Genomic DNA, 17,821 nt, shown 5'->3' with positions numbered 1-17,821 from the left:
TGCCCACACAGATTGTCTGATAAATTGTTAAAGAGCGGTGCGACCAGCGGGTTAACCGTCTGTCGCGAGGTGGCGTATATTACGCTTTCCTCCCTCAGAGTCAATCACTTTTTTCAGCGATTTTCTCCGGCGGTTCAGCGTTTCCTGAACCTCTGACCCGGTGGCTGTGAAGCCGTTGTTCCGTGTCAGTGGAGGCGCATTATAGGGAGTTAATTCTTACTGACAAGGGTTAATTTTAACTTTTTTGCCGTCTGGCTTATTTTTATGCAATCCGTCTACTTTTAGCGCTGTTTGATACGCGCAGGCAGGTCCGCAAGGCTATTAATCACCCAATCCGCTACCGCTTCGCCTTCCAACGTCACAGGCTTACCGGTTTTGACCAGTACTTTGGTCCCTACCCCTGCCGCCGCGCCTGCATGCATATCGTCCGGCTTGTCACCTACTATATAAGAAGCGGCCATATCAATATGCAGCTCCTTCTGTGCTGACAGCAGCATACCGGGCTGCGGCTTACGGCAATCGCACTCCTGACGATATTCCGCCACGCTGCCTTCCGGATGATGCGGACAATAATAGATGCCGTCGAGATCGACATCGCGGTCGGCCAGAGACCAGTCCATCCACTCCGTCAGCTGCATAAACTGATCTTCTGTAAACATGCCGCGCGCGATGCCCGACTGGTTGGTCACCAGCACCAGAGCAAAGCCCATGTTTTTTAGCTCACGCATCGCCTCAATAACGCCATCGATAAATTGGAAATTATCGATTTCGTGAACATAGCCGTGATCGACATTCAACGTACCATCACGATCAAGAAAGATTGCCGGGACTTTATTCGCCACGTAGAAACTCCTGCTACAAAATTTACTGTTCAGTATCGCATGATTGCGCTTTCAGAGAGAACGACAGATTGAATGACTTTGATTGATTTAGACGTCTGGATGCCTTACCATCCGTCCAGAATTCGCACTGCCAGGCAGTGGCGAAGCGGAAACACCACGGACAATGCCAGACGATAATAATTAACCTAATGATTAAACTAGAAAATATTACCAAAGTGTTCCAGCAGGGCACCCGCACGATTCAGGCGCTTTCAAACGTCAGCCTGCATGTGCCTGCCGGACAGATTTACGGCGTTATCGGTTCCTCCGGCGCCGGTAAAAGTACGCTTATCCGTTGCGTTAATTTGCTCGAGCGTCCCTCTTCGGGCCGCGTGCTGGTTGACGGTCAGGATCTTACCGTCCTTTCTGAGCGTCAGCTGACCCAGGCGCGTCGCCAGATCGGCATGATTTTCCAGCACTTTAATCTGCTCAATTCCCGCACCGTATTCGGCAACGTCGCGCTGCCGCTGGAGCTGGGCAACCTGTCGCGCGAAGAAATCACACGTCGCGTCACGGAACTGCTGGCGCTGGTTGGTCTGGCGGACAAACAGGATGCCTGGCCCGCCAATCTCTCCGGCGGTCAGAAACAGCGCGTCGCCATTGCCCGCGCGCTGGCCAGCAATCCCAAGGTGCTGTTATGTGATGAAGCCACCAGCGCGCTGGATCCGGCAACTACCCGCTCCATTCTGGAGCTGCTGAAAGATATTAACCGTCGTCTCGGCCTGACCATTCTGCTCATCACGCACGAAATGGATGTGGTAAAACGCATCTGCGATCAGGTTGCGGTGATCAGCCAAGGCGAGCTGATTGAAAATGACAGCGTCAGCGAAGTCTTTTCCCATCCAAAAACGCCGCTGGCGCAGCAGTTTATTCAGTCTACGCTGCATCTCGATATTCCGGACGACTATCAGGCGCGTCTCTCTGCCGAAGCGAAAAACGGTAGCGTGCCGCTGCTGCGTCTGGAGTTTACCGGTCAATCGGTGGATGCGCCGCTGCTTTCCGAAGCGGCTCGCCGCTTTAACGTGAACAACAATATTATCAGCGCGCAGATGGATTATGCGGGCGGGGTTAAATTCGGCATCATGCTGGCCGAAATGAGCGGCACGGAAGCTGATGCTAAAACAGCCATCGCCTGGCTGCAGGAACACCATGTAAAAGTTGAGGTACTGGGTTATGTCTGAAGCGATGATGTGGTTACTGGGCCGTGGCGTCTGGGAAACGCTGATGATGACCTTTGTCTCCGGCTTTTTCGGCTTCGTGCTCGGCCTCCCGGTTGGCGTTCTGCTTTATGTGACGCGTCCGGGTCAGATTTTGGCGAATAACAGCCTCTATCGGGTTCTCTCGGCCGCGGTAAATATCTTCCGTTCTATTCCTTTCATTATTCTGTTGGTGTGGATGATTCCTTTTACCCGCATGATCGTGGGTACTTCTATTGGCTTACAGGCGGCGATTGTGCCGCTGACGGTGGGCGCTGCACCCTTTATTGCCCGCATGGTGGAAAACGCCCTGCTGGAGTTGCCGACCGGACTGATTGAAGCGTCACGCGCCATGGGCGCTACGCCGATGCAGATTGTGCGCAAGGTCTTGCTGCCGGAAGCGCTGCCGGGTCTGGTAAACGCCGCCACTATTACCCTGATTACCCTGGTAGGTTATTCCGCGATGGGCGGCGCCGTCGGTGCCGGCGGTCTGGGTCAAATTGGTTATCAGTATGGTTATATCGGTTACAACGCTACGGTGATGAATACGGTATTAGTCTTATTGGTGATTCTGGTGTATTTAATCCAGTTCTGTGGCGACCGCATCGTGCGTGCGGTTAGCCATAAGTAAACAAGCGAAGCTCTCGATTAAGGAAGGGATATGTCTTTTACATTTAAAAAAATTGCCGCTGTGGGCGCGCTGATTGGCGCAATCGCGCTGGCCGGATGCGATCAGAAAGAGAAAGATCCAAACCACATTAAAGTGGGCGTGATTGTTGGCGCTGAACAGCAGGTTGCTGAAGTCGCGCAGAAAGTTGCGAAGGAAAAATATGGCCTCGACGTAGAACTGGTCACCTTTAACGACTACGTACTGCCAAACGAAGCGCTGAGCAAAGGCGACATCGACGCCAACGCCTTCCAGCACAAGCCTTATCTGGATCAGCAGATCAAAGATCGCGGCTACAAGCTGGTTCCGGTCGGCAATACCTTTGTTTACCCAATTGCCGGTTACTCGAAGAAAATCAAATCGCTGGATGAGCTGCAGGAAGGCGCGCAGATCGCTATCCCTAACGATCCTACTAACCTGGGCCGCACCCTGCTGCTGCTACAGAAAGTGGGTCTGATCAAACTGAAGGAAGGCGTCGGCCTGCTGCCGACTTCGCTGGATATCGTTGAGAACCCGAAAAAGCTGAAGATTGTTGAGCTGGAAGCGCCGCAGCTGCCGCGTTCACTGGACGATGAGCAGATCGCGCTGGCGGTTATCAATACCACCTACGCCAGCCAGATCGGCCTGACGCCAGCAAAAGACGGCATCTTTGTTGAAGATAAAGATTCTCCGTACGTTAACCTGATCGTAGCGCGTGAAGATAATAAAGATGCGGAGAACGTGAAGAAATTCGTTCAGGCTTACCAGTCTGACGAAGTAAACGACGCCGCGAATAAAATCTTTAACGGCGGTGCTGTGAAAGGTTGGTAATCACGCATTGCGTTGAGAAACGGGGCGGCCATTGGGTCGCCCTTTCTTTTGCTATTACCCTGACCGACTTGTTATTTATTCTGGTCCTTGTTTCAATATCGCCACTTTTAAGAACATGAGGATGTTGCCATGCGTTTTTTACCGCTCTGCTTGTTGGCATTGACGCTGACCGGGTGCGTACATGAATATCACCCGATAAGTCGCGCTCCGCTACATCCGCAGCCCAGCGAACCCGTTCGTAAGCCTGCGCCGCGCCCTGCACCGGTGAAACTCTACACCAATGCCACCGATCTGGTGAGCAAGCCTTTCCGCGATCTGGGCGAAGTCGCTGGCGATGATTGCCAGAGCAGCAGCAAAGATTCCCCGCCTAATATCAATACCGCCCGTAAACGCATGCAGGTTAAAGCCTCTTACCTGAAAGCCAACGCGGTACTGCTGCATAAATGTGAAATCGTCAGCGGTAATGCAGGTTGCTACCGTCAGGCCATCTGTCAGGGATCGGCGCTGAAAGTTTCTAATCAATGAGCGACTTCGCCTTTAGCCAAATTGGGGTGATTCGTTCCCCATGGAAAGAGAAGTTTGCTGTGCCGCGTCAGCCGGGTCTGGTGCAGGATGGCGGCGGCGAGCTGCATTTGCTGCCGCCCTATAACCAGCCTGAAGCGGTACGCGGGCTGGAAGCCTTCAGTCATCTCTGGGTACTGTTTGTCTTTCATCAGACCATGGCGGGCGGCTGGCGTCCTACGGTGCGGCCGCCGCGCCTCGGCGGCAATGCGCGTATGGGCGTCTTTGCTACCCGTTCCACCTTTCGTCCCAATCCGCTGGGAATGTCGCTGGTGGAGCTGAAAGGCATCCGCTGTGAAAAACAGCAGGTTATTTTGCAATTGGGCAGTCTCGATCTGGTCGACGGCACGCCGGTGGTGGATATTAAGCCCTACCTGCCGTTTGCCGAAGCGCTGCCCAATGCGCGCGCCGGTTTTGCGCAGACAGCGCCCGAGGCAGATATGCCGGTACGCTTTTCTCTGCATGCACAGCAGCAACTGCAACAGCAATTGCGCCATTTTCCTTATCTGGAGCGTTTTATCCGTGATGTGCTGGCGCAGGACCCGCGTCCCGCCTATCGCAAAGGGGAAACAGAGGATCGGGAATATGCCGCCTGGCTGCTCGATTTTAATGTTCGCTGGCGCATCGACGCCAAAGGCACGGAAGTCGTCGCCCTTGATCCACGTTAAAACTCACTTTTGGCGTTGTGAGCTCGCTGGTACACTAGCCGCCAGCTAAATTTTTGTCACTATTCAGACTTTCTGTCTAACTGGAACCCTAATCAATGCGTACTACTCAATATCTGCTCTCCACTCAGAAAGAGACGCCGTCCGACGCCGAAGTGATCAGCCATCAGTTGATGCTGCGCGCCGGGATGATCCGCAAGCTGGCTTCAGGTCTCTATACCTGGTTACCCACCGGTGTGCGCGTGCTGAAAAAAGTTGAAAACATTGTACGCGAAGAGATGAACAATGCTGGTGCCATTGAAATCTCAATGCCGGTGGTGCAGCCCGCCGATCTGTGGCAGGAGAGCGGCCGTTGGGAGCAATATGGCCCTGAGCTGCTGCGCATCAGCGATCGTAACGAACGCCCCTTTGTGCTCGGCCCGACCCATGAAGAAGTGATCACTGACCTGATCCGTAACGAACTCAGCTCCTACAAGCAGCTGCCGCTTAATCTGTTCCAGATCCAGACTAAATTCCGCGATGAAGTTCGCCCGCGTTTTGGCGTGATGCGCTCGCGTGAGTTCATTATGAAAGACGCCTACTCTTTTCATACCACGCAGGAGTCGCTGCAGGAAACCTATGACGCCATGTACCGCGCTTACAGCCAGAGCTTTACGCGTATGGGCCTGGATTTTCGCGCCGTGCAGGCGGATACCGGTTCTATCGGCGGCAGCGCTTCTCACGAGTTCCAGGTGCTGGCGCAGAACGGTGAAGATGATGTGATCTTCTCTACCGAGTCCGACTACGCTGCCAACATCGAGCTGGCTGAAGCGGTTGAGCCAGCTGGCGAACGCGCGCAGCCTGGTCAGGCGATGAGTCAGATCGACACGCCGAATGCCAAAACCATCGCCGAGCTGGTTGAGCAGTTCAATCTGCCGATCGAGAAAACCGTTAAGACGCTGATCGTTAAAGCAGCTGAAGAGAGCGGCTATCAGCTGGTTGCCCTGCTGGTGCGTGGCGATCACGAGCTGAACGAAGTGAAAGCGGAAAAAATTGATATCGTTGCCGCGCCGCTGGTTTTCGCCACTGAAGAAGAGATTCGCGCTGCTGTTGGCGCCGGTCCTGGCTCGCTGGGGCCGGTCGGCCTGACCCTGCCGATCGTGGCTGACCGTAGCGTGGCGAAGATGAGCGATTTCAGCGCTGGCGCTAACCTCGATGGCAAGCACTACATCGGCATCAACTGGGAGCGCGATCTGCCTTTGCCGCGCGTGATGGATATCCGCAACGTGGTTGAAGGCGATCCCAGCCCGGACGGGAAAGGCACGCTGCAGATCAAACGCGGTATCGAAGTGGGCCATATTTTCCAGCTTGGCACCAAATATTCCGATGCCATGAAGGCGTCAGTCCAGGGCGAAGATGGCCGTAACCAAATGCTGACCATGGGCTGTTACGGTATCGGCATCACCCGCGTGGTGGCGGCGGCTATCGAGCAGAATCATGACGAGCGCGGCATTATCTGGCCTGCGGCGCTGGCGCCGTTCGAAGTGGCGATTCTGCCGATGAATATGCATAAATCCTTCCGCGTGAAGGAAGTGGCGGAAGAGCTTTATCATACGCTGCGCGCCAAAGGCATCGACGTCATCCTCGACGACCGTAAAGAACGTCCGGGCGTGATGTTTGCCGATATGGAGCTGATTGGCGTTCCGCACACCATCGTGATTGGCGATCGCAACCTCGATAATCAGGAGATCGAATACAAAGCGCGTCGCGCTGGCGAGAAAGAGATGATCAAGCAGAGCGAGATTGTGGATTTCCTCGTGAAGGCGCTGAATAAATAAGCCCGTCGGTCGCCTTTGCGCTGCGCAGAGGCGACCGCTTTCTTTCCTTTACCTTATCTTACCGCGTAATGCTTTTGTCCCGCTGCGCCGCGCTTTTCCTTCCAGCCGCCGCTCTTTTGAGGCGCGTGTAGGCCGCGTTGGCCGCCGTTTTTTCTCTGGCGTCGTCAGTTCACGGATCATATTTGCCAGTCGTTGTAATGCCGCTTCACGATTAAGCTCCTGACTGCGATGCTCCTGAGATTTAATGATCACCACTCCTTCTGCCGTGATCAGATGATGGCTGGCGGCCAGCAGGCGCGCTTTATAAAATTCTGGCAGTGATGAGGCGGCAATATCGAAGCGTAAATGGATTGCCGTGGCGTTTTTGTTAACGTGTTGGCCGCCCGCGCCCTGGGCGCGGATTGCGCTGAGTTCAATTTCGCTGTCAGGAATCACGACGTTCTGTGACAAAACAATCATCTCTCTCCTGCTCCGTTAGCGGGCAGCGGCTGCCCGTCACTTATTAACATTAATTTAACTTTCTGTGCTGCCGGAAAAAGCGCGAAGGCCAGCGGATTCTTTAGCTCTCCGCCCTTTCCCTCTTGCTTTGCCCATTTCGTCTGGCTGATTTCCAGGAAATGTCTGTGATATAGTCACCTATCAACCAGAGTAGTTACGCTCTGCTGAGGAGGTGCCTGTGCAAAAATATTGTGAGTTAGTTCGCCAGAAATATGCTGCCATTGGCGGCGGTGAACTGGGATATGTGCCGGATGCTATCGGTTGCGCGCTGAAAGCGCTCAATGATATTGCCGCCAATTCTGCGCTAAACTCTTCTGTCAGGGAACAGGCAGCTTTTGCTGCTGCAAACTTATTGGTGAGTGACTATGTTGACGAATGAAGCCTACAAACCCATCAACTGCGATGACTACGACAACCTGGAACTCGCCTGCCAAAAAAACTGGATGTTAACGCTGACGCTGAAAAATGGCGAACAGCTAAAGGCGAAAGCAGTGGATATGGTGATGCGTAAAAAAGTCGAATATCTGGCGGTGGATCTTTCCGGTGAAACACGCGAGCTTCGTCTTGACCATATCGCCAGCTTCATTCACCCGGAGCTGGGTACCGTCATCATGAGTGAAGACGATTGATCTGCGACGGGCGGGAAACGAGGTTCCCGCCCACTTTCGTTACGGCGTCAGCGACGCATAATACGCGCTTAAATCAGCCATATCTTCATCACTCAATCCCGCCACAAAAGCTTTCATCACTTCCGCCTGCCCGCCGCTGCGCTCGCCCTTTTTGTAAGCCTGCAGCGCATGGTTCAGATAGGGCGCATTCTGCCCGGCCAGGTCAGGGTAAAGCGGCGCCGAGGCCTTCCCTTGTTGACCGTGACAGGCGGTACAGGCGGCAGATTTCGCCTCGCCTGCTTTGATATTACCGTCAGCCAGCGCGGATAAACTTGCCGTCATCAGCACCACAGCTATCCATTTGTCCATCATTGTTCTCCACTTTTATCGTTATGCCAGTGCGCCTGCCAGCCCGGCGCCTCGCCCGCATCGCCTTCACGGGTAACAAACAGTCCGGGTGCGCTTATCAGCGTCTGGTTATAGTAAATCAGCGGTATACGCTCCCGCTGCCACGGCGGCACGCCTTTTTCCTGCCACAGCTTTTTCATTTCACGCCCGCCGGCACGCCCAACCAGATGAAAATGGCCCTGCGCCTGAAAACGCACGCTGACCTGCTCATCGGGAAGCGGCAAACGCAGGCCGCCTGTTGTCTGACGCTCTGCCAACAGCACGCCTAAATTCTGCGGCAACGTCAGTGGCCGGGCGAGATCTTGCCAGGGAATAACAGAGTCGCGCAGCGAAGGCCATACTGGCAGCCAGTAGAGCTGCTGACGGTAACGCCGTATTTCATGCGGCCCCAGACGCAGGCGCGGCCCGGCGTCTTCACGACTCAGCATCACCTCTTGCCAAAGGCGCGTTAGCATCTCACGCGACGGCATCGCCCCGCCCTGCCCGGCAATCCAGCGTCGCACCAGCGCATTGCGGCGCGCTTCGCTCATGGTTAACAGCGGCGTCATCAGCAGGCTGCCATCCGGCTTGATCAGCAGGGCAAGCTGTTCTGCCAGCAGCTCATCCAACAGCTGCTCCTGTTCGCCACAAAGCGCTGCGCTGCGTGCGACGGCGGCGGCAAAATGGGGCCAGCGCGCCAGCAGCAGCGGCAGCACCTGCTGGCGCAGAAAGTTGCGATCGTAGCGCGTGTCCAGATTGCTTTCGTCTTCAATCCATTGCAGTTGATATTCCGCCGCCCAGGCCTCCAGCTGCTGACGCGTGCAGTTTAATAATGGACGCAGCAAAGGATTTTCGCCGAGCATCAGCTGCTGCGGCATCGCGGCCAGACCGGCAGGTCCGCTGCCGCGCTTCAGCGCCAGCAGCAGAGTTTCACACTGATCGTCGAGATGTTGGGCGGTGAGCAGCATATCGCCGGGACGCAGATGATGTCGCAGCGCCTGATAGCGTACCTGACGGGCAGCGGCCTCAATGCCCTGTCCGTGGCTGTCAACCTGAACGCGCAGGATGTCGCAGCGTATCTGCCACTGCTTGCAAACGGCCAGACAATGCGCAGCCCAGCCCTCAGCATGTGGACTTAAACCATGATGAACATGCAGCGCGCGCAAGGTTGCCGCAGGATGTCGCTGCTGCCAGCACACCAGCTGATGCAGTAGCACCGTGGAATCAAGGCCGCCACTGAATGCTATCACCAGCGAAGCGTCGGGAGCCAACAGCGATTCCAGATGAGACAAAGACATGGTGCGATCCGTGATAATACGGGCCGCCGGGTGCGGCCCACAGAGCACACATTTTACGCCTGATAAAGCTCCAGCGGCAAACCGTCAGGATCGGCAAAGAAAGTGCAGCGCTTATTGGTCAGCGGATCGATACGCACCGGCTCGCAGACAATGCCTTTTTTCGCCAGCAACGCACAGGCCGCGTCAACATCCTCGACGCTAAACGCCAGATGACGCAGGCCGCATGCTTCCGGATGGCTGACGCGTGCGGGCGGCTCCGGAAAGGAAAATAGCTCAATGGTATATTGACCGTTCAGCGCCAGATCGCCTTTCCAGGAGTCGCGCGCCTCACGGTAAAATTCCCCCGTCAGGGTAAAACCAAGCACATCGCAGTAAAAGGCTTTGCTACGAGCGTAGTCAGACGCAATGATAGCGATATGGTGAATACCCCTTAATTTCAGCATAGCTTACCCTTAGTTTTCAGTTGATTAGTCAGAAAGATAAACCCTAACTCTCCCATCATGAAAAATTATTGAGTTTCAATAACGCAAGTTTATTATTGATAACCGATAACATCAAAGGGAGTTTCACATGTATGACCATGGAGTAATTTACAGCAAACAGTACAAAGAATTAACCAGGCTTAGTCTGTTTTTGCAATGGGATTAAATTTTTCGTACTGCCTTATTGAACGATCGCAAAATTGAGATCTTTTGCCGCTGTTAGCCGAAACAGCTTCCGGTCCTGCTACCGGGATTGATATTCAAGGAAACCGTAATCATTTTTATTTCCCGCCGATTTAACTAACGAAAGCTAACTTGTCTCTTTTCAACGTGGTAAAGCCAGGTCAATTCGTTTCACTACCTTAAACGAGATAAGTAAGTAGCTTAACTGCCAGCCAGGAGAAATTATTAACTACAAAAAGGATTAACCTTACGCTCAATTTTATGGCGAGCATGACGGATACATGACTTTTTAATCATCGGTGGTTGCCCGTTCGGGCTGCCATCCATAAAAGGATTTAAATATGAAATAATATTTCTTTTCTGTGACATGCGCTTTGTTATGCCTGATTAGCCTGCCTGCTTTTTCTGACACACTGACATCAGGCTTTGCGCAATCTTCTGTTCTTTCAGAAAGTATCGAAAATAAAAAGAGCAGCATTTATGACAACACACTTCACGGATTTAACCTGAAATATAAGATAGAAAACGACAGTAGAATTGGAATGATTGCATCGGTCACCGACACGTTCAGTCGCCAGGCTGCAAATCGAAAAAGAATAAGGAAAGATAAATTAAGCCACTTAGCTTTTTCTGTCGGACCAGTCTGGCAGTTTAATAATTATTTTTGCTCTATGCTACTACTGGTTTAAGCTATACCACACTCTCGGAGGAAAAAAGAAGAACCCAAAAAAAGTACTTTAAAAAAGCGGTAAAAAAACTTATAAAGTGGATAAAGTCTCTTCCAAAGCTGGCGTTGTTGCAGGTCTGGGATTACAGGTGATGTCCCGGGAAAAACCTGTTGCTCGATACAGGGTATGAATATGCTTATGCCCGTCAACATCCATATGGAACCTGGGTAATTGGCGCAGGCCTCCGTTTTTAACGCCATAGCTTAACGACTGTTAATCTGTCCTGCCGCTATAACTCATCGGGCAGGACAGAATTTATTCGGCCTGTTTCAACTAAGTTGCTTTAGTTTCATCCTGTTTTAATACCCGCACCAGATAACGGTTATCTTCCGTTAAGGTCGCTCCGTGAATATCCGTTTCGAAACCGGGATAGTGACGCCCGATAGTGCAAAGCATCAGCAGGAAATCGAGCACCGCTCGTCCTTCTTGGGTGATCACCTCGCCCGGCATCACCAGCGGCACGCCGGGTGGATAAGGCAGGATCATATTGGCGGAAACGCGGCCAACCATGTCGCTGATATCCACCGTTTCAACATTGCCTTTGACCTGCTGTTGAAACGCCTGGTGCGGCGTCATGCGCATTTCAGGCAACACATCGAAAGCTTTTAGCATCAGGCGCGGCAGATCGTGTTGCCGGATCAACTGATGGATCCCCTGCGCCAGCGTCTGAATACGCATATTACGGTAGAAATCGGGATCCTCCGCGTAGAGATCCGGCAGCATATTCTTCACTCGCAGGTTGAGATCGTAGGCGCGTTTGAACTCGGTCAGGCCGCGCAGCACGCTCATCGCCTTGGTTTTATCAATGCCGATGCTGAAGAGAAATAGCAGGTTATAAGGCCCGGTTTTCTCTACCACCACGCCGCGTTCGTCGAGGAACTTCGCCACCAGCGCCGCCGGGATCCCCTCTTCCGCCATCTTGCCGAGTTCGCTCATGCCTGGCGTCAGAATGGTGACTTTGATCGGATCCAGATACATATGGTCGCGATCGGCCTGGGTGAAGCCGTGCCACTCCTCTTCGCCGGGTTGAATCGGCCAGCACTCCGCCTCATCCACATGTTCCGGCTGCCAGATATCAAAGAACCAGCTATCTGATTCTTCACGCAGCCGCTGGATCTCGCGCCGGAAATGAAGCGCACGTTCCACTGAGCGATTAATCAAGCGTCTGCCCGGATTGCCGCGCAGCATCGCCGCCGCGGTTTCAATCGAGGCGACGATCGCATAGTTCGGCGAAGTGGTGGTGTGCATCATGTAGGCTTCATTGAAGGTGTGTTCGTCGTAGTCGCCTTTAATGTGGATCAGCGATGCCTGAGAAAAGGCCGCCAGCAGCTTGTGCGTCGACTGGGTTTCATAAAAAACCTTGCCGGGAATACGCTCGCCGCTCATGCCGCTTTTTCCGGCATAGATAGGATGAAAGTTAGTGTAAGGCACCCAGGCGGAATCGAAGTGAATCGACGGCACCTCCAGCGTCTCTTTGATGTACTGCGTGTTATAGAGCAGGCCGTCATAGGTGGAGTTTGTGATTACCGCATGCACTGGCCAAGCGGCGCGCGGCGTTTGCGCGACCTTACGCTCAATGCTGTCGCGGGTAAACTCGCGTTTCGGTATGCCGCCCAGAATGCCCAGTGCGTTACGCGTCGGCTTCAGCCAGATGGGAATGATGTCGCTCATCATCAGCAGGTGCGTCAGGGATTTGTGGCAGTTGCGATCAATCAATACCGTGCTGCCTGCCGGCGCGGCATACATGCCGACGATTTTATTAGAAGTTGAGGTGCCATTGGTCACCATATAGCTCTGTTCAGCGCCAAAGGTGCGCGCCACGTACTCTTCCGCCTCCAGATGCGGCCCGGTGTGATCGAGCAGCGATCCCAGCTCGGTGACGGAAATCGAAATATCCGCCTTGAGCGTATTGCCGCCGAAAAAATCGTAAAACAGGCTGCCCACCGGGCTTTTCTGGAATGCGGTGCCCGCCATATGGCCTGGCGTACAGAAGGTGTACTTTCCCTCTTTCACGTAGGTAAAAAGCGCTCTGGTTAGCGGCGGCGTAATGGTATCGATGTATTCATCGGTGTACTGGCGAATATGCAGCGCAATATCGTCAGCGGCGCTCAGCGCATACTCGAAGAAACGCAGCGCCATGCGCATTTCATTGATGCTGACATCCATTTGCGAATGGGTGTTGATAAATGCGTAGAGCGGCAGATACTCATTCAGCTGGTTAATCTCGCGGCACAGCTCCATGCTGTACTCATCCCAGTCGAAGATGACGCCGCAGATGCGGGGATTATGTTCAATCAGCTTCAGCAAATCGTTGGCATTTTTTGGATAGATGAGCTGGAAACCCTGCTGGCTTAATGCCGTACTCAGTTCGCGAATCGGCTCGTCTTTATAGAAAGCGCCATGCGGTCCCATGATCGCAATAATATTCAATGCTCACCTCCAGTGTTGTTGTGGCACTGAATAAGGATAGCGAAAAGCTGACGTGAGCTGAGTCGGATTGTTCTGCTGTTCTGCGGGCATAAAAAAAGCGGACGCAAGGTCCGCCTTTTTAAAGGGTTTGTTACGATCAGGCGTAGCCGTAGCTCATCAGGCGCTGATAGCGACGGTTGAGCAGCTCTTCAGTGCTCAGCACGTCGAGATCGGCCAGATCGGCCAGCAGCTGTTGCTTCAGGTTCGCCGCCATATCGACAGGATGACGATGTGCGCCGCCCAACGGCTCCGGGATCACCGAGTCGACCAGCTTCAGCTCTTTCAGACGATCGGCAGTGATGCCCATCGCTTCAGCGGCCAGCGGCGCCTTGTCGGCGCTTTTCCACAGAATAGAGGCGCAGCCTTCCGGCGAAATGACAGAATAGGTGCTGTACTGCAGCATGTTTACCTTGTCGCCCACGCCGATCGCCAGCGCGCCGCCGGAACCGCCTTCGCCGATCACGGTGCAGATTACCGGCACTTTCAACCCGGACATTTCACGCAGGTTGCGTGCGATGGCCTCAGACTGACCGCGCTCTTCCGCGCCGACGCCCGGATAGGCGCCCGGCGTGTCGATAAAGGTGATGATCGGCATTTTAAAGCGTTCCGCCATCTCCATCAGACGCAGCGCTTTGCGGTAGCCTTCAGGTGCCGGCATGCCGAAGTTACGGCGGATTTTCTCCTTGGTTTCACGTCCCTTCTGATGACCAATGATCATCACCGGACGCCCATCGAGACGGGCAATGCCGCCAACGATCGCTTTGTCATCAGCATAAGCGCGATCGCCAGCCAGTTCGTCGAACTCATCAAAGGCGTTACGGACATAGTCCAGCGTGTAAGGACGCAAAGGATGGCGAGCCAACTGTGCGATCTGCCATGCGCCCAAATCGGAGAAGATTTTACGGGTCAGCTCGACGCTTTTTTCGCGCAGGCGCTGCACTTCTTCATCCAGATTAATATCGTGTTTTTCATCCTGACGGCCAATCGATTTGAGCGAATCAATTTTCGCTTCCAGTTCTGCAATCGGCTGTTCAAAATCCAGGTAATTAAGACTCATAATGTTCCTGTTTTAGTCAAACTCCAGTTCCACCTGCTCCGATCCAATCAACGACCGTAAATCGTTGAGTAAACGATCGCTGGGCGAAATTCGCCACGCTGCACCAAAGCGCAGCTTCGCCCGCGCATCCGCTCTCTGGTAGTAGAGATGCACCGGAATGGTCCCCGATCGATAAGGTTCCAGGGACTGACGGAGACGGTTTAAAAGCTGGTCATCAATTTGCCTGTCCGTCAGCGAGATAGCAAGTCCGCGCGCGTATTTTTCACGAGCTTCATCGATATCCATCACTTCGCGGGCGGTCATTTTAAGGCCGCCGCTGAAGTCATCAAAGCTGACCTGTCCGCTAACGATCAGGATACGGTCTTTTTCCAGCAGCTGCTGATACTTCTCTAACGCATCGGTAAATAACATCACCTCAAGACGACCGGAACGATCGTCCAGAGTACAGATACCAATTCGGTTGCCGCGCTTGGTCACCATCACGCGCGCCGCGATTACCAGCCCGGCTGCGACGGTGGTTTTCCCCCGGTCGGTGGGATGCATATCTTTCAGCCGCACCCCGCCAACGTAGCGCTCAATTTCTTTTATATACTGGTTGATCGGGTGGCCAGTAAGATACAGCCCCAGCGTTTCCCGTTCGCCGTCGAGCCGAATCTGCTCCGGCCACGGGGTCACGCTGGCGTAGGATTTTTCCACCTGTTCCGGCTCTTCCGCCAGCACGCCAAACATATCCGCCTGACCAATCGCTTCCGCTTTGGCATGCTGATCCGCTGCCTTGAGCGCATCGCCGAGAGCGCTCATCAGCGCCGCGCGGTGCGGGCCGAGGCGATCGAATGCGCCAGACATGATCAGTTTTTCCATCACGCGCCGGTTGATCTTTTTGGTATCGGTGCGGGCGCAGAGATCGAACAGCTCTTTGAAATAGCCGTCCTGATTACGCGCATCGATGATCGCCTCGATCGGCCCTTCGCCGACGCCTTTGATCGCGCCGATGCCGTAGACGATCTCGCCGTCATCGTTGACATGGAACTGATACAGCCCGGAGTTGATATCCGGCGGCAGCACCTTCAGCCCCATACGCCAGCACTCATCCACCAGCCCTACCACCTTCTCGGTGTTATCCATATCGGCCGTCATTACCGCCGCCATAAACTCTGCCGGATAGTGCGCCTTCAGCCACAGCGTTTGATAGGAGACCAGCGCGTAGGCTGCCGAGTGCGATTTGTTGAAGCCATAACCGGCGAATTTCTCCACCAGGTCGAAAATCTTCATCGCCAGCTCGCCGTTGACGCCGATGCTCTCCGCGCCATCCTTGAACACCGAGCGCTGTTTGGCCATCTCTTCCGGTTTCTTTTTCCCCATGGCGCGACGCAGCATATCTGCGCCGCCCAGGGTATAACCGGCCAGAACCTGGGCGATCTGCATCACCTGTTCCTGGTAGAGAATGATGCCGTAAGTCGGCTCCAGCACCGGCTTCAGCGTTTCATGCTGCCACTCAATATCGGGGTAAGAGATCGCTTCACGGCCATGCTTACGGTCGATAAAGTTATCCACCATGCCGGACTGCAGCGGTCCCGGGCGGAACAGCGCCACCAGGGCGATCATATCTTCGAAGCAGTCGGGCTTCAGACGCTTGATCAAATCTTTCATGCCGCGCGATTCCAGCTGGAATACCGCGGTGGTTTCCGCGCGTTGCAGCATGTCGAAGCTTTTCTGATCTTCAAGCGGGATCGCTGCGATATCGATCGGCGCTTCGCCCTGCTTCGCGCGACGGGCGTTGATCATCTCCAGCGCCCAGTTGATGATGGTGAGCGTACGCAGACCGAGGAAGTCGAACTTCACCAGCCCGGCATATTCCACGTCGTTCTTATCAAACTGGGTAACCGGATGATTGCCGTTTTCATCGCAGTACAGCGGCGCGAAATCGGTAATTTTGGTTGGCGCAATGACCACGCCGCCAGCATGCTTACCGGCGTTACGCGTCACCCCTTCAAGCTTGCGCGCCATATCGATCAGCGCTTTGACCTCTTCATCCGCCTCATACATCGTCGGCAGCTGCGGTTCCGCAACAAAGGCTTTTTCCAGCGTCATGCCGGGATCGGGCGGAATCAGTTTTGAAATGCGATCGACGAAACCGTAAGGATGCCCCAGCACGCGGCCCACGTCGCGGATCACCGCTTTCGCGGCCATGGTGCCGAAGGTGATAATCTGTGACACCGCATCGCGGCCATACATCTCCGCCACATGATCAATCACCTGGTCGCGTTTCTCCATGCAGAAGTCGACATCGAAGTCGGGCATGGAAACACGTTCCGGGTTAAGGAAGCGTTCAAACAGCAGGTCGAATTCCAGCGGATCGAGATCGGTAATTTTCAGCGCATAGGCCACCAGCGAACCCGCGCCAGAACCACGACCGGGCCCAACCGGCACGCCGTTATCCTTCGACCACTGGATAAACTCCATTACGATCAGGAAGTAGCCGGGAAAGCCCATCTGGTTGATGACGTTAAGCTCAATCTCCAGACGCTCGTCATATTCCGGGCGCTTTTGCGCGCGTTCTTCAGGATCGGGGAAAAGGAACTCCAGACGCTCTTCCAGCCCTTCGCGCGATTTCGCCACCAGAAAATCTTCGGTGCTCATCTCGCCGGTAGGGAACTGCGGCAGGAAATATTCGCCGAGGCGCACCGTGACATTACAACGCTTGGCAATCTCCACGCTGTTTTCCAGCGCTTCCGGGATATCCGAGAACAGCTCGCACATCTCATCGATGCTGCGCATATATTGCTGAGGACTGTAGTTGCGCGGACGTTTGGGATCGTCCAGCGTATAGCCGTCGTGGATCGCCACGCGAATTTCGTGCGCGTCGAAATCTTCTTCGTTCAGGAAACAGACTTCGTTGGTGGCGACAACCGGGATGCCTTCCGCAATCGCCAGCTCAACCGCTGCGTGCAGGTAACTCTCTTCATCCGGGCGGCCAGTACGGGTCAGCTCCAGATAATATCGATCGCCGAAATGCTGCTGCCAGAACGCCAGACATTGCGCCACCAGTGCGCTGTTGCCGCGCAGCAGGCTGCGGCCCACGTCGCCACGGCGGCCGCCGGAAAGAATGATCAGCCCTTCCTGGTACTCAATCAGCCAGTCGCGCTCAATGGTCGGGCCATTAATGCCGTAACCGCGCTGATAGGCGCGTGAAATCAGCAGCGTCAGGTTTTGGTAGCCCGTATTGTTGGCCGCCAGCACCGTCAGCTGCGTCAGTTCGTCGCCCATCAGCTCGCTGGCAACGTTGAAATCCGCGCCGATGATCGGCTTGATGCCGGCGCCGTGCGCGGTGCCGTAAAATTTTACCAGACCACAGAGGTTGGTGAAATCGGTGATCGCCAGCGCTGGCATACCAAGCGCAGCGGCTTTCTTCACCAGCGGGCCGGTTTTCGCCAGCCCATCCACCATGGAGTAATCGCTGTGTACGCGCAGATGTATAAAACGAGGTTCAGCCATATCAGTTTCCGGTTAAACA

Annotated in this window: 16 protein-coding genes; 8 read left to right on the top strand and 8 right to left on the bottom strand. The window is 54.4% G+C overall.

The window, feature by feature from the left end:
• Positions 1-281: 281 nt before the first annotated feature.
• Entirely contained in the window at positions 282-842 is a 561-nt protein-coding gene (gene gmhB, locus ABU178_RS04840; protein ID WP_397212498.1) for a D-glycero-beta-D-manno-heptose 1,7-bisphosphate 7-phosphatase, read from the bottom strand.
• A 188-nt stretch (positions 843-1,030) separates the two neighbouring features.
• Here gmhB and metN point away from each other — a divergent pair, with 188 nt between their 5' ends.
• From metN to proS, 6 genes are all read left to right on the top strand, one after another.
• Positions 1,031-2,062 (top strand): methionine ABC transporter ATP-binding protein MetN, encoded by a 1,032-nt coding sequence (gene metN, locus ABU178_RS04835; protein WP_397212496.1) that lies wholly within the window; start codon positions 1,031-1,033, stop codon positions 2,060-2,062.
• On the top strand, positions 2,055-2,708 hold the full coding sequence (locus tag ABU178_RS04830; RefSeq protein WP_397212494.1) for a methionine ABC transporter permease MetI: 654 nt from the start codon (positions 2,055-2,057) through the stop codon (positions 2,706-2,708). The genes metN and ABU178_RS04830 overlap by 8 nt, the downstream gene beginning before the upstream one ends.
• Before the next feature lie 30 nt (positions 2,709-2,738).
• On the top strand, positions 2,739-3,554 hold the full coding sequence (locus ABU178_RS04825) for a MetQ/NlpA family lipoprotein (protein WP_397212492.1): 816 nt from the start codon (positions 2,739-2,741) through the stop codon (positions 3,552-3,554).
• Positions 3,555-3,683: 129 nt separating this feature from the next.
• On the top strand, positions 3,684-4,079 hold the full coding sequence (gene rcsF, locus ABU178_RS04820) for an Rcs stress response system protein RcsF (RefSeq protein WP_397212491.1): 396 nt from the start codon (positions 3,684-3,686) through the stop codon (positions 4,077-4,079).
• Positions 4,076-4,783 carry a tRNA (N6-threonylcarbamoyladenosine(37)-N6)-methyltransferase TrmO gene (tsaA, locus tag ABU178_RS04815; RefSeq protein ID WP_397212489.1) on the top strand — a complete coding sequence of 236 codons (708 nt, stop codon included), beginning with the start codon at positions 4,076-4,078 and terminating at the stop codon, positions 4,781-4,783. Before rcsF ends, tsaA begins: the two co-directional genes overlap by 4 nt.
• Positions 4,784-4,878: 95 nt before the next feature.
• Positions 4,879-6,597 (top strand): proline--tRNA ligase, encoded by a 1,719-nt coding sequence (proS, locus tag ABU178_RS04810; RefSeq protein WP_397212487.1) that lies wholly within the window; start codon positions 4,879-4,881, stop codon positions 6,595-6,597.
• 48 nt (positions 6,598-6,645) lie between these two features.
• On the opposite strand, the gene arfB is transcribed toward proS, so the two are convergent.
• On the bottom strand, positions 6,646-7,056 hold the full coding sequence (gene arfB / locus ABU178_RS04805; RefSeq protein ID WP_397212485.1) for an alternative ribosome rescue aminoacyl-tRNA hydrolase ArfB: 411 nt from the start codon (positions 7,054-7,056) through the stop codon (positions 6,646-6,648).
• Positions 7,057-7,273: 217 nt separating this feature from the next.
• Here arfB and ABU178_RS04800 point away from each other — a divergent pair, with 217 nt between their 5' ends.
• Complete coding sequence (locus tag ABU178_RS04800; protein ID WP_397212484.1) at positions 7,274-7,474, top strand: YaeP family protein; 201 nt, start codon at positions 7,274-7,276, stop codon at positions 7,472-7,474.
• Entirely contained in the window at positions 7,461-7,724 is a 264-nt protein-coding gene (gene rof, locus ABU178_RS04795) for a Rho-binding antiterminator (protein WP_397212482.1), read from the top strand. Before ABU178_RS04800 ends, rof begins: the two co-directional genes overlap by 14 nt.
• 39 nt (positions 7,725-7,763) lie before the next feature.
• Here rof and ABU178_RS04790 read toward each other — a convergent pair whose 3' ends face one another.
• The 6 genes from ABU178_RS04790 to dnaE all read right to left on the bottom strand — a co-directional run bounded on the left by ABU178_RS04790 (position 7,764) and on the right by dnaE (position 17,802).
• Positions 7,764-8,072, bottom strand: coding sequence for a c-type cytochrome (locus ABU178_RS04790; protein ID WP_397212533.1), 309 nt, complete (start codon positions 8,070-8,072; stop codon positions 7,764-7,766).
• On the bottom strand, positions 8,072-9,388 hold the full coding sequence (gene tilS / locus ABU178_RS04785; RefSeq protein ID WP_397212480.1) for a tRNA lysidine(34) synthetase TilS: 1,317 nt from the start codon (positions 9,386-9,388) through the stop codon (positions 8,072-8,074). Before tilS ends, ABU178_RS04790 begins: the two co-directional genes overlap by 1 nt.
• 53 nt (positions 9,389-9,441) lie before the next feature.
• The gene (locus tag ABU178_RS04780) at positions 9,442-9,831 is read right to left on the bottom strand and encodes a VOC family protein (protein WP_397212478.1); all 390 of its coding nucleotides are present in this window, start codon (positions 9,829-9,831) and stop codon (positions 9,442-9,444) included.
• A 1,223-nt stretch (positions 9,832-11,054) separates the two neighbouring features.
• Positions 11,055-13,211, bottom strand: a complete 2,157-nt coding sequence (locus tag ABU178_RS04775; protein ID WP_397212476.1) for a lysine decarboxylase LdcC — start codon at positions 13,209-13,211, stop codon at positions 11,055-11,057.
• Between the two features lie 136 nt (positions 13,212-13,347).
• Entirely contained in the window at positions 13,348-14,307 is a 960-nt protein-coding gene (gene accA, locus ABU178_RS04770) for an acetyl-CoA carboxylase carboxyl transferase subunit alpha (protein ID WP_397212474.1), read from the bottom strand.
• A gap of 12 nt (positions 14,308-14,319) precedes the next feature.
• Positions 14,320-17,802 (bottom strand): DNA polymerase III subunit alpha, encoded by a 3,483-nt coding sequence (gene dnaE / locus ABU178_RS04765; RefSeq protein ID WP_397212472.1) that lies wholly within the window; start codon positions 17,800-17,802, stop codon positions 14,320-14,322.
• Positions 17,803-17,821: the final 19 nt, after the last annotated feature.

It is taken from the genome of Pantoea osteomyelitidis (genome assembly GCF_044342975.1).
GTDB classification, from domain to species: Bacteria; Pseudomonadota; Gammaproteobacteria; order Enterobacterales; family Enterobacteriaceae; genus Pantoea; species Pantoea osteomyelitidis.
This window is presented reverse-complemented; position numbering and strand designations above follow the sequence as displayed.

What these genes read in the sequence shown, in the direction of transcription:
- accA (WP_397212474.1), bottom strand. Translation starts at nt 14,307, where the DNA reads ATGAGTCTTAATTACCTGGATTTTGAACAGCCGATTGCAGAACTGGAA.
- metN (WP_397212496.1), top strand. Translation starts at nt 1,031, where the DNA reads ATGATTAAACTAGAAAATATTACCAAAGTGTTCCAGCAGGGCACCCGC.
- ABU178_RS04830 (WP_397212494.1), top strand. Translation starts at nt 2,055, where the DNA reads ATGTCTGAAGCGATGATGTGGTTACTGGGCCGTGGCGTCTGGGAAACG.
- rof (WP_397212482.1), top strand. Translation starts at nt 7,461, where the DNA reads ATGTTGACGAATGAAGCCTACAAACCCATCAACTGCGATGACTACGAC.
- tilS (WP_397212480.1), bottom strand. Translation starts at nt 9,388, where the DNA reads ATGTCTTTGTCTCATCTGGAATCGCTGTTGGCTCCCGACGCTTCGCTG.
- ABU178_RS04790 (WP_397212533.1), bottom strand. Translation starts at nt 8,072, where the DNA reads ATGGACAAATGGATAGCTGTGGTGCTGATGACGGCAAGTTTATCCGCG.
- rcsF (WP_397212491.1), top strand. Translation starts at nt 3,684, where the DNA reads ATGCGTTTTTTACCGCTCTGCTTGTTGGCATTGACGCTGACCGGGTGC.
- ABU178_RS04780 (WP_397212478.1), bottom strand. Translation starts at nt 9,831, where the DNA reads ATGCTGAAATTAAGGGGTATTCACCATATCGCTATCATTGCGTCTGAC.
- dnaE (WP_397212472.1), bottom strand. Translation starts at nt 17,802, where the DNA reads ATGGCTGAACCTCGTTTTATACATCTGCGCGTACACAGCGATTACTCC.
- proS (WP_397212487.1), top strand. Translation starts at nt 4,879, where the DNA reads ATGCGTACTACTCAATATCTGCTCTCCACTCAGAAAGAGACGCCGTCC.
- ABU178_RS04825 (WP_397212492.1), top strand. Translation starts at nt 2,739, where the DNA reads ATGTCTTTTACATTTAAAAAAATTGCCGCTGTGGGCGCGCTGATTGGC.
- arfB (WP_397212485.1), bottom strand. Translation starts at nt 7,056, where the DNA reads ATGATTGTTTTGTCACAGAACGTCGTGATTCCTGACAGCGAAATTGAA.
- tsaA (WP_397212489.1), top strand. Translation starts at nt 4,076, where the DNA reads ATGAGCGACTTCGCCTTTAGCCAAATTGGGGTGATTCGTTCCCCATGG.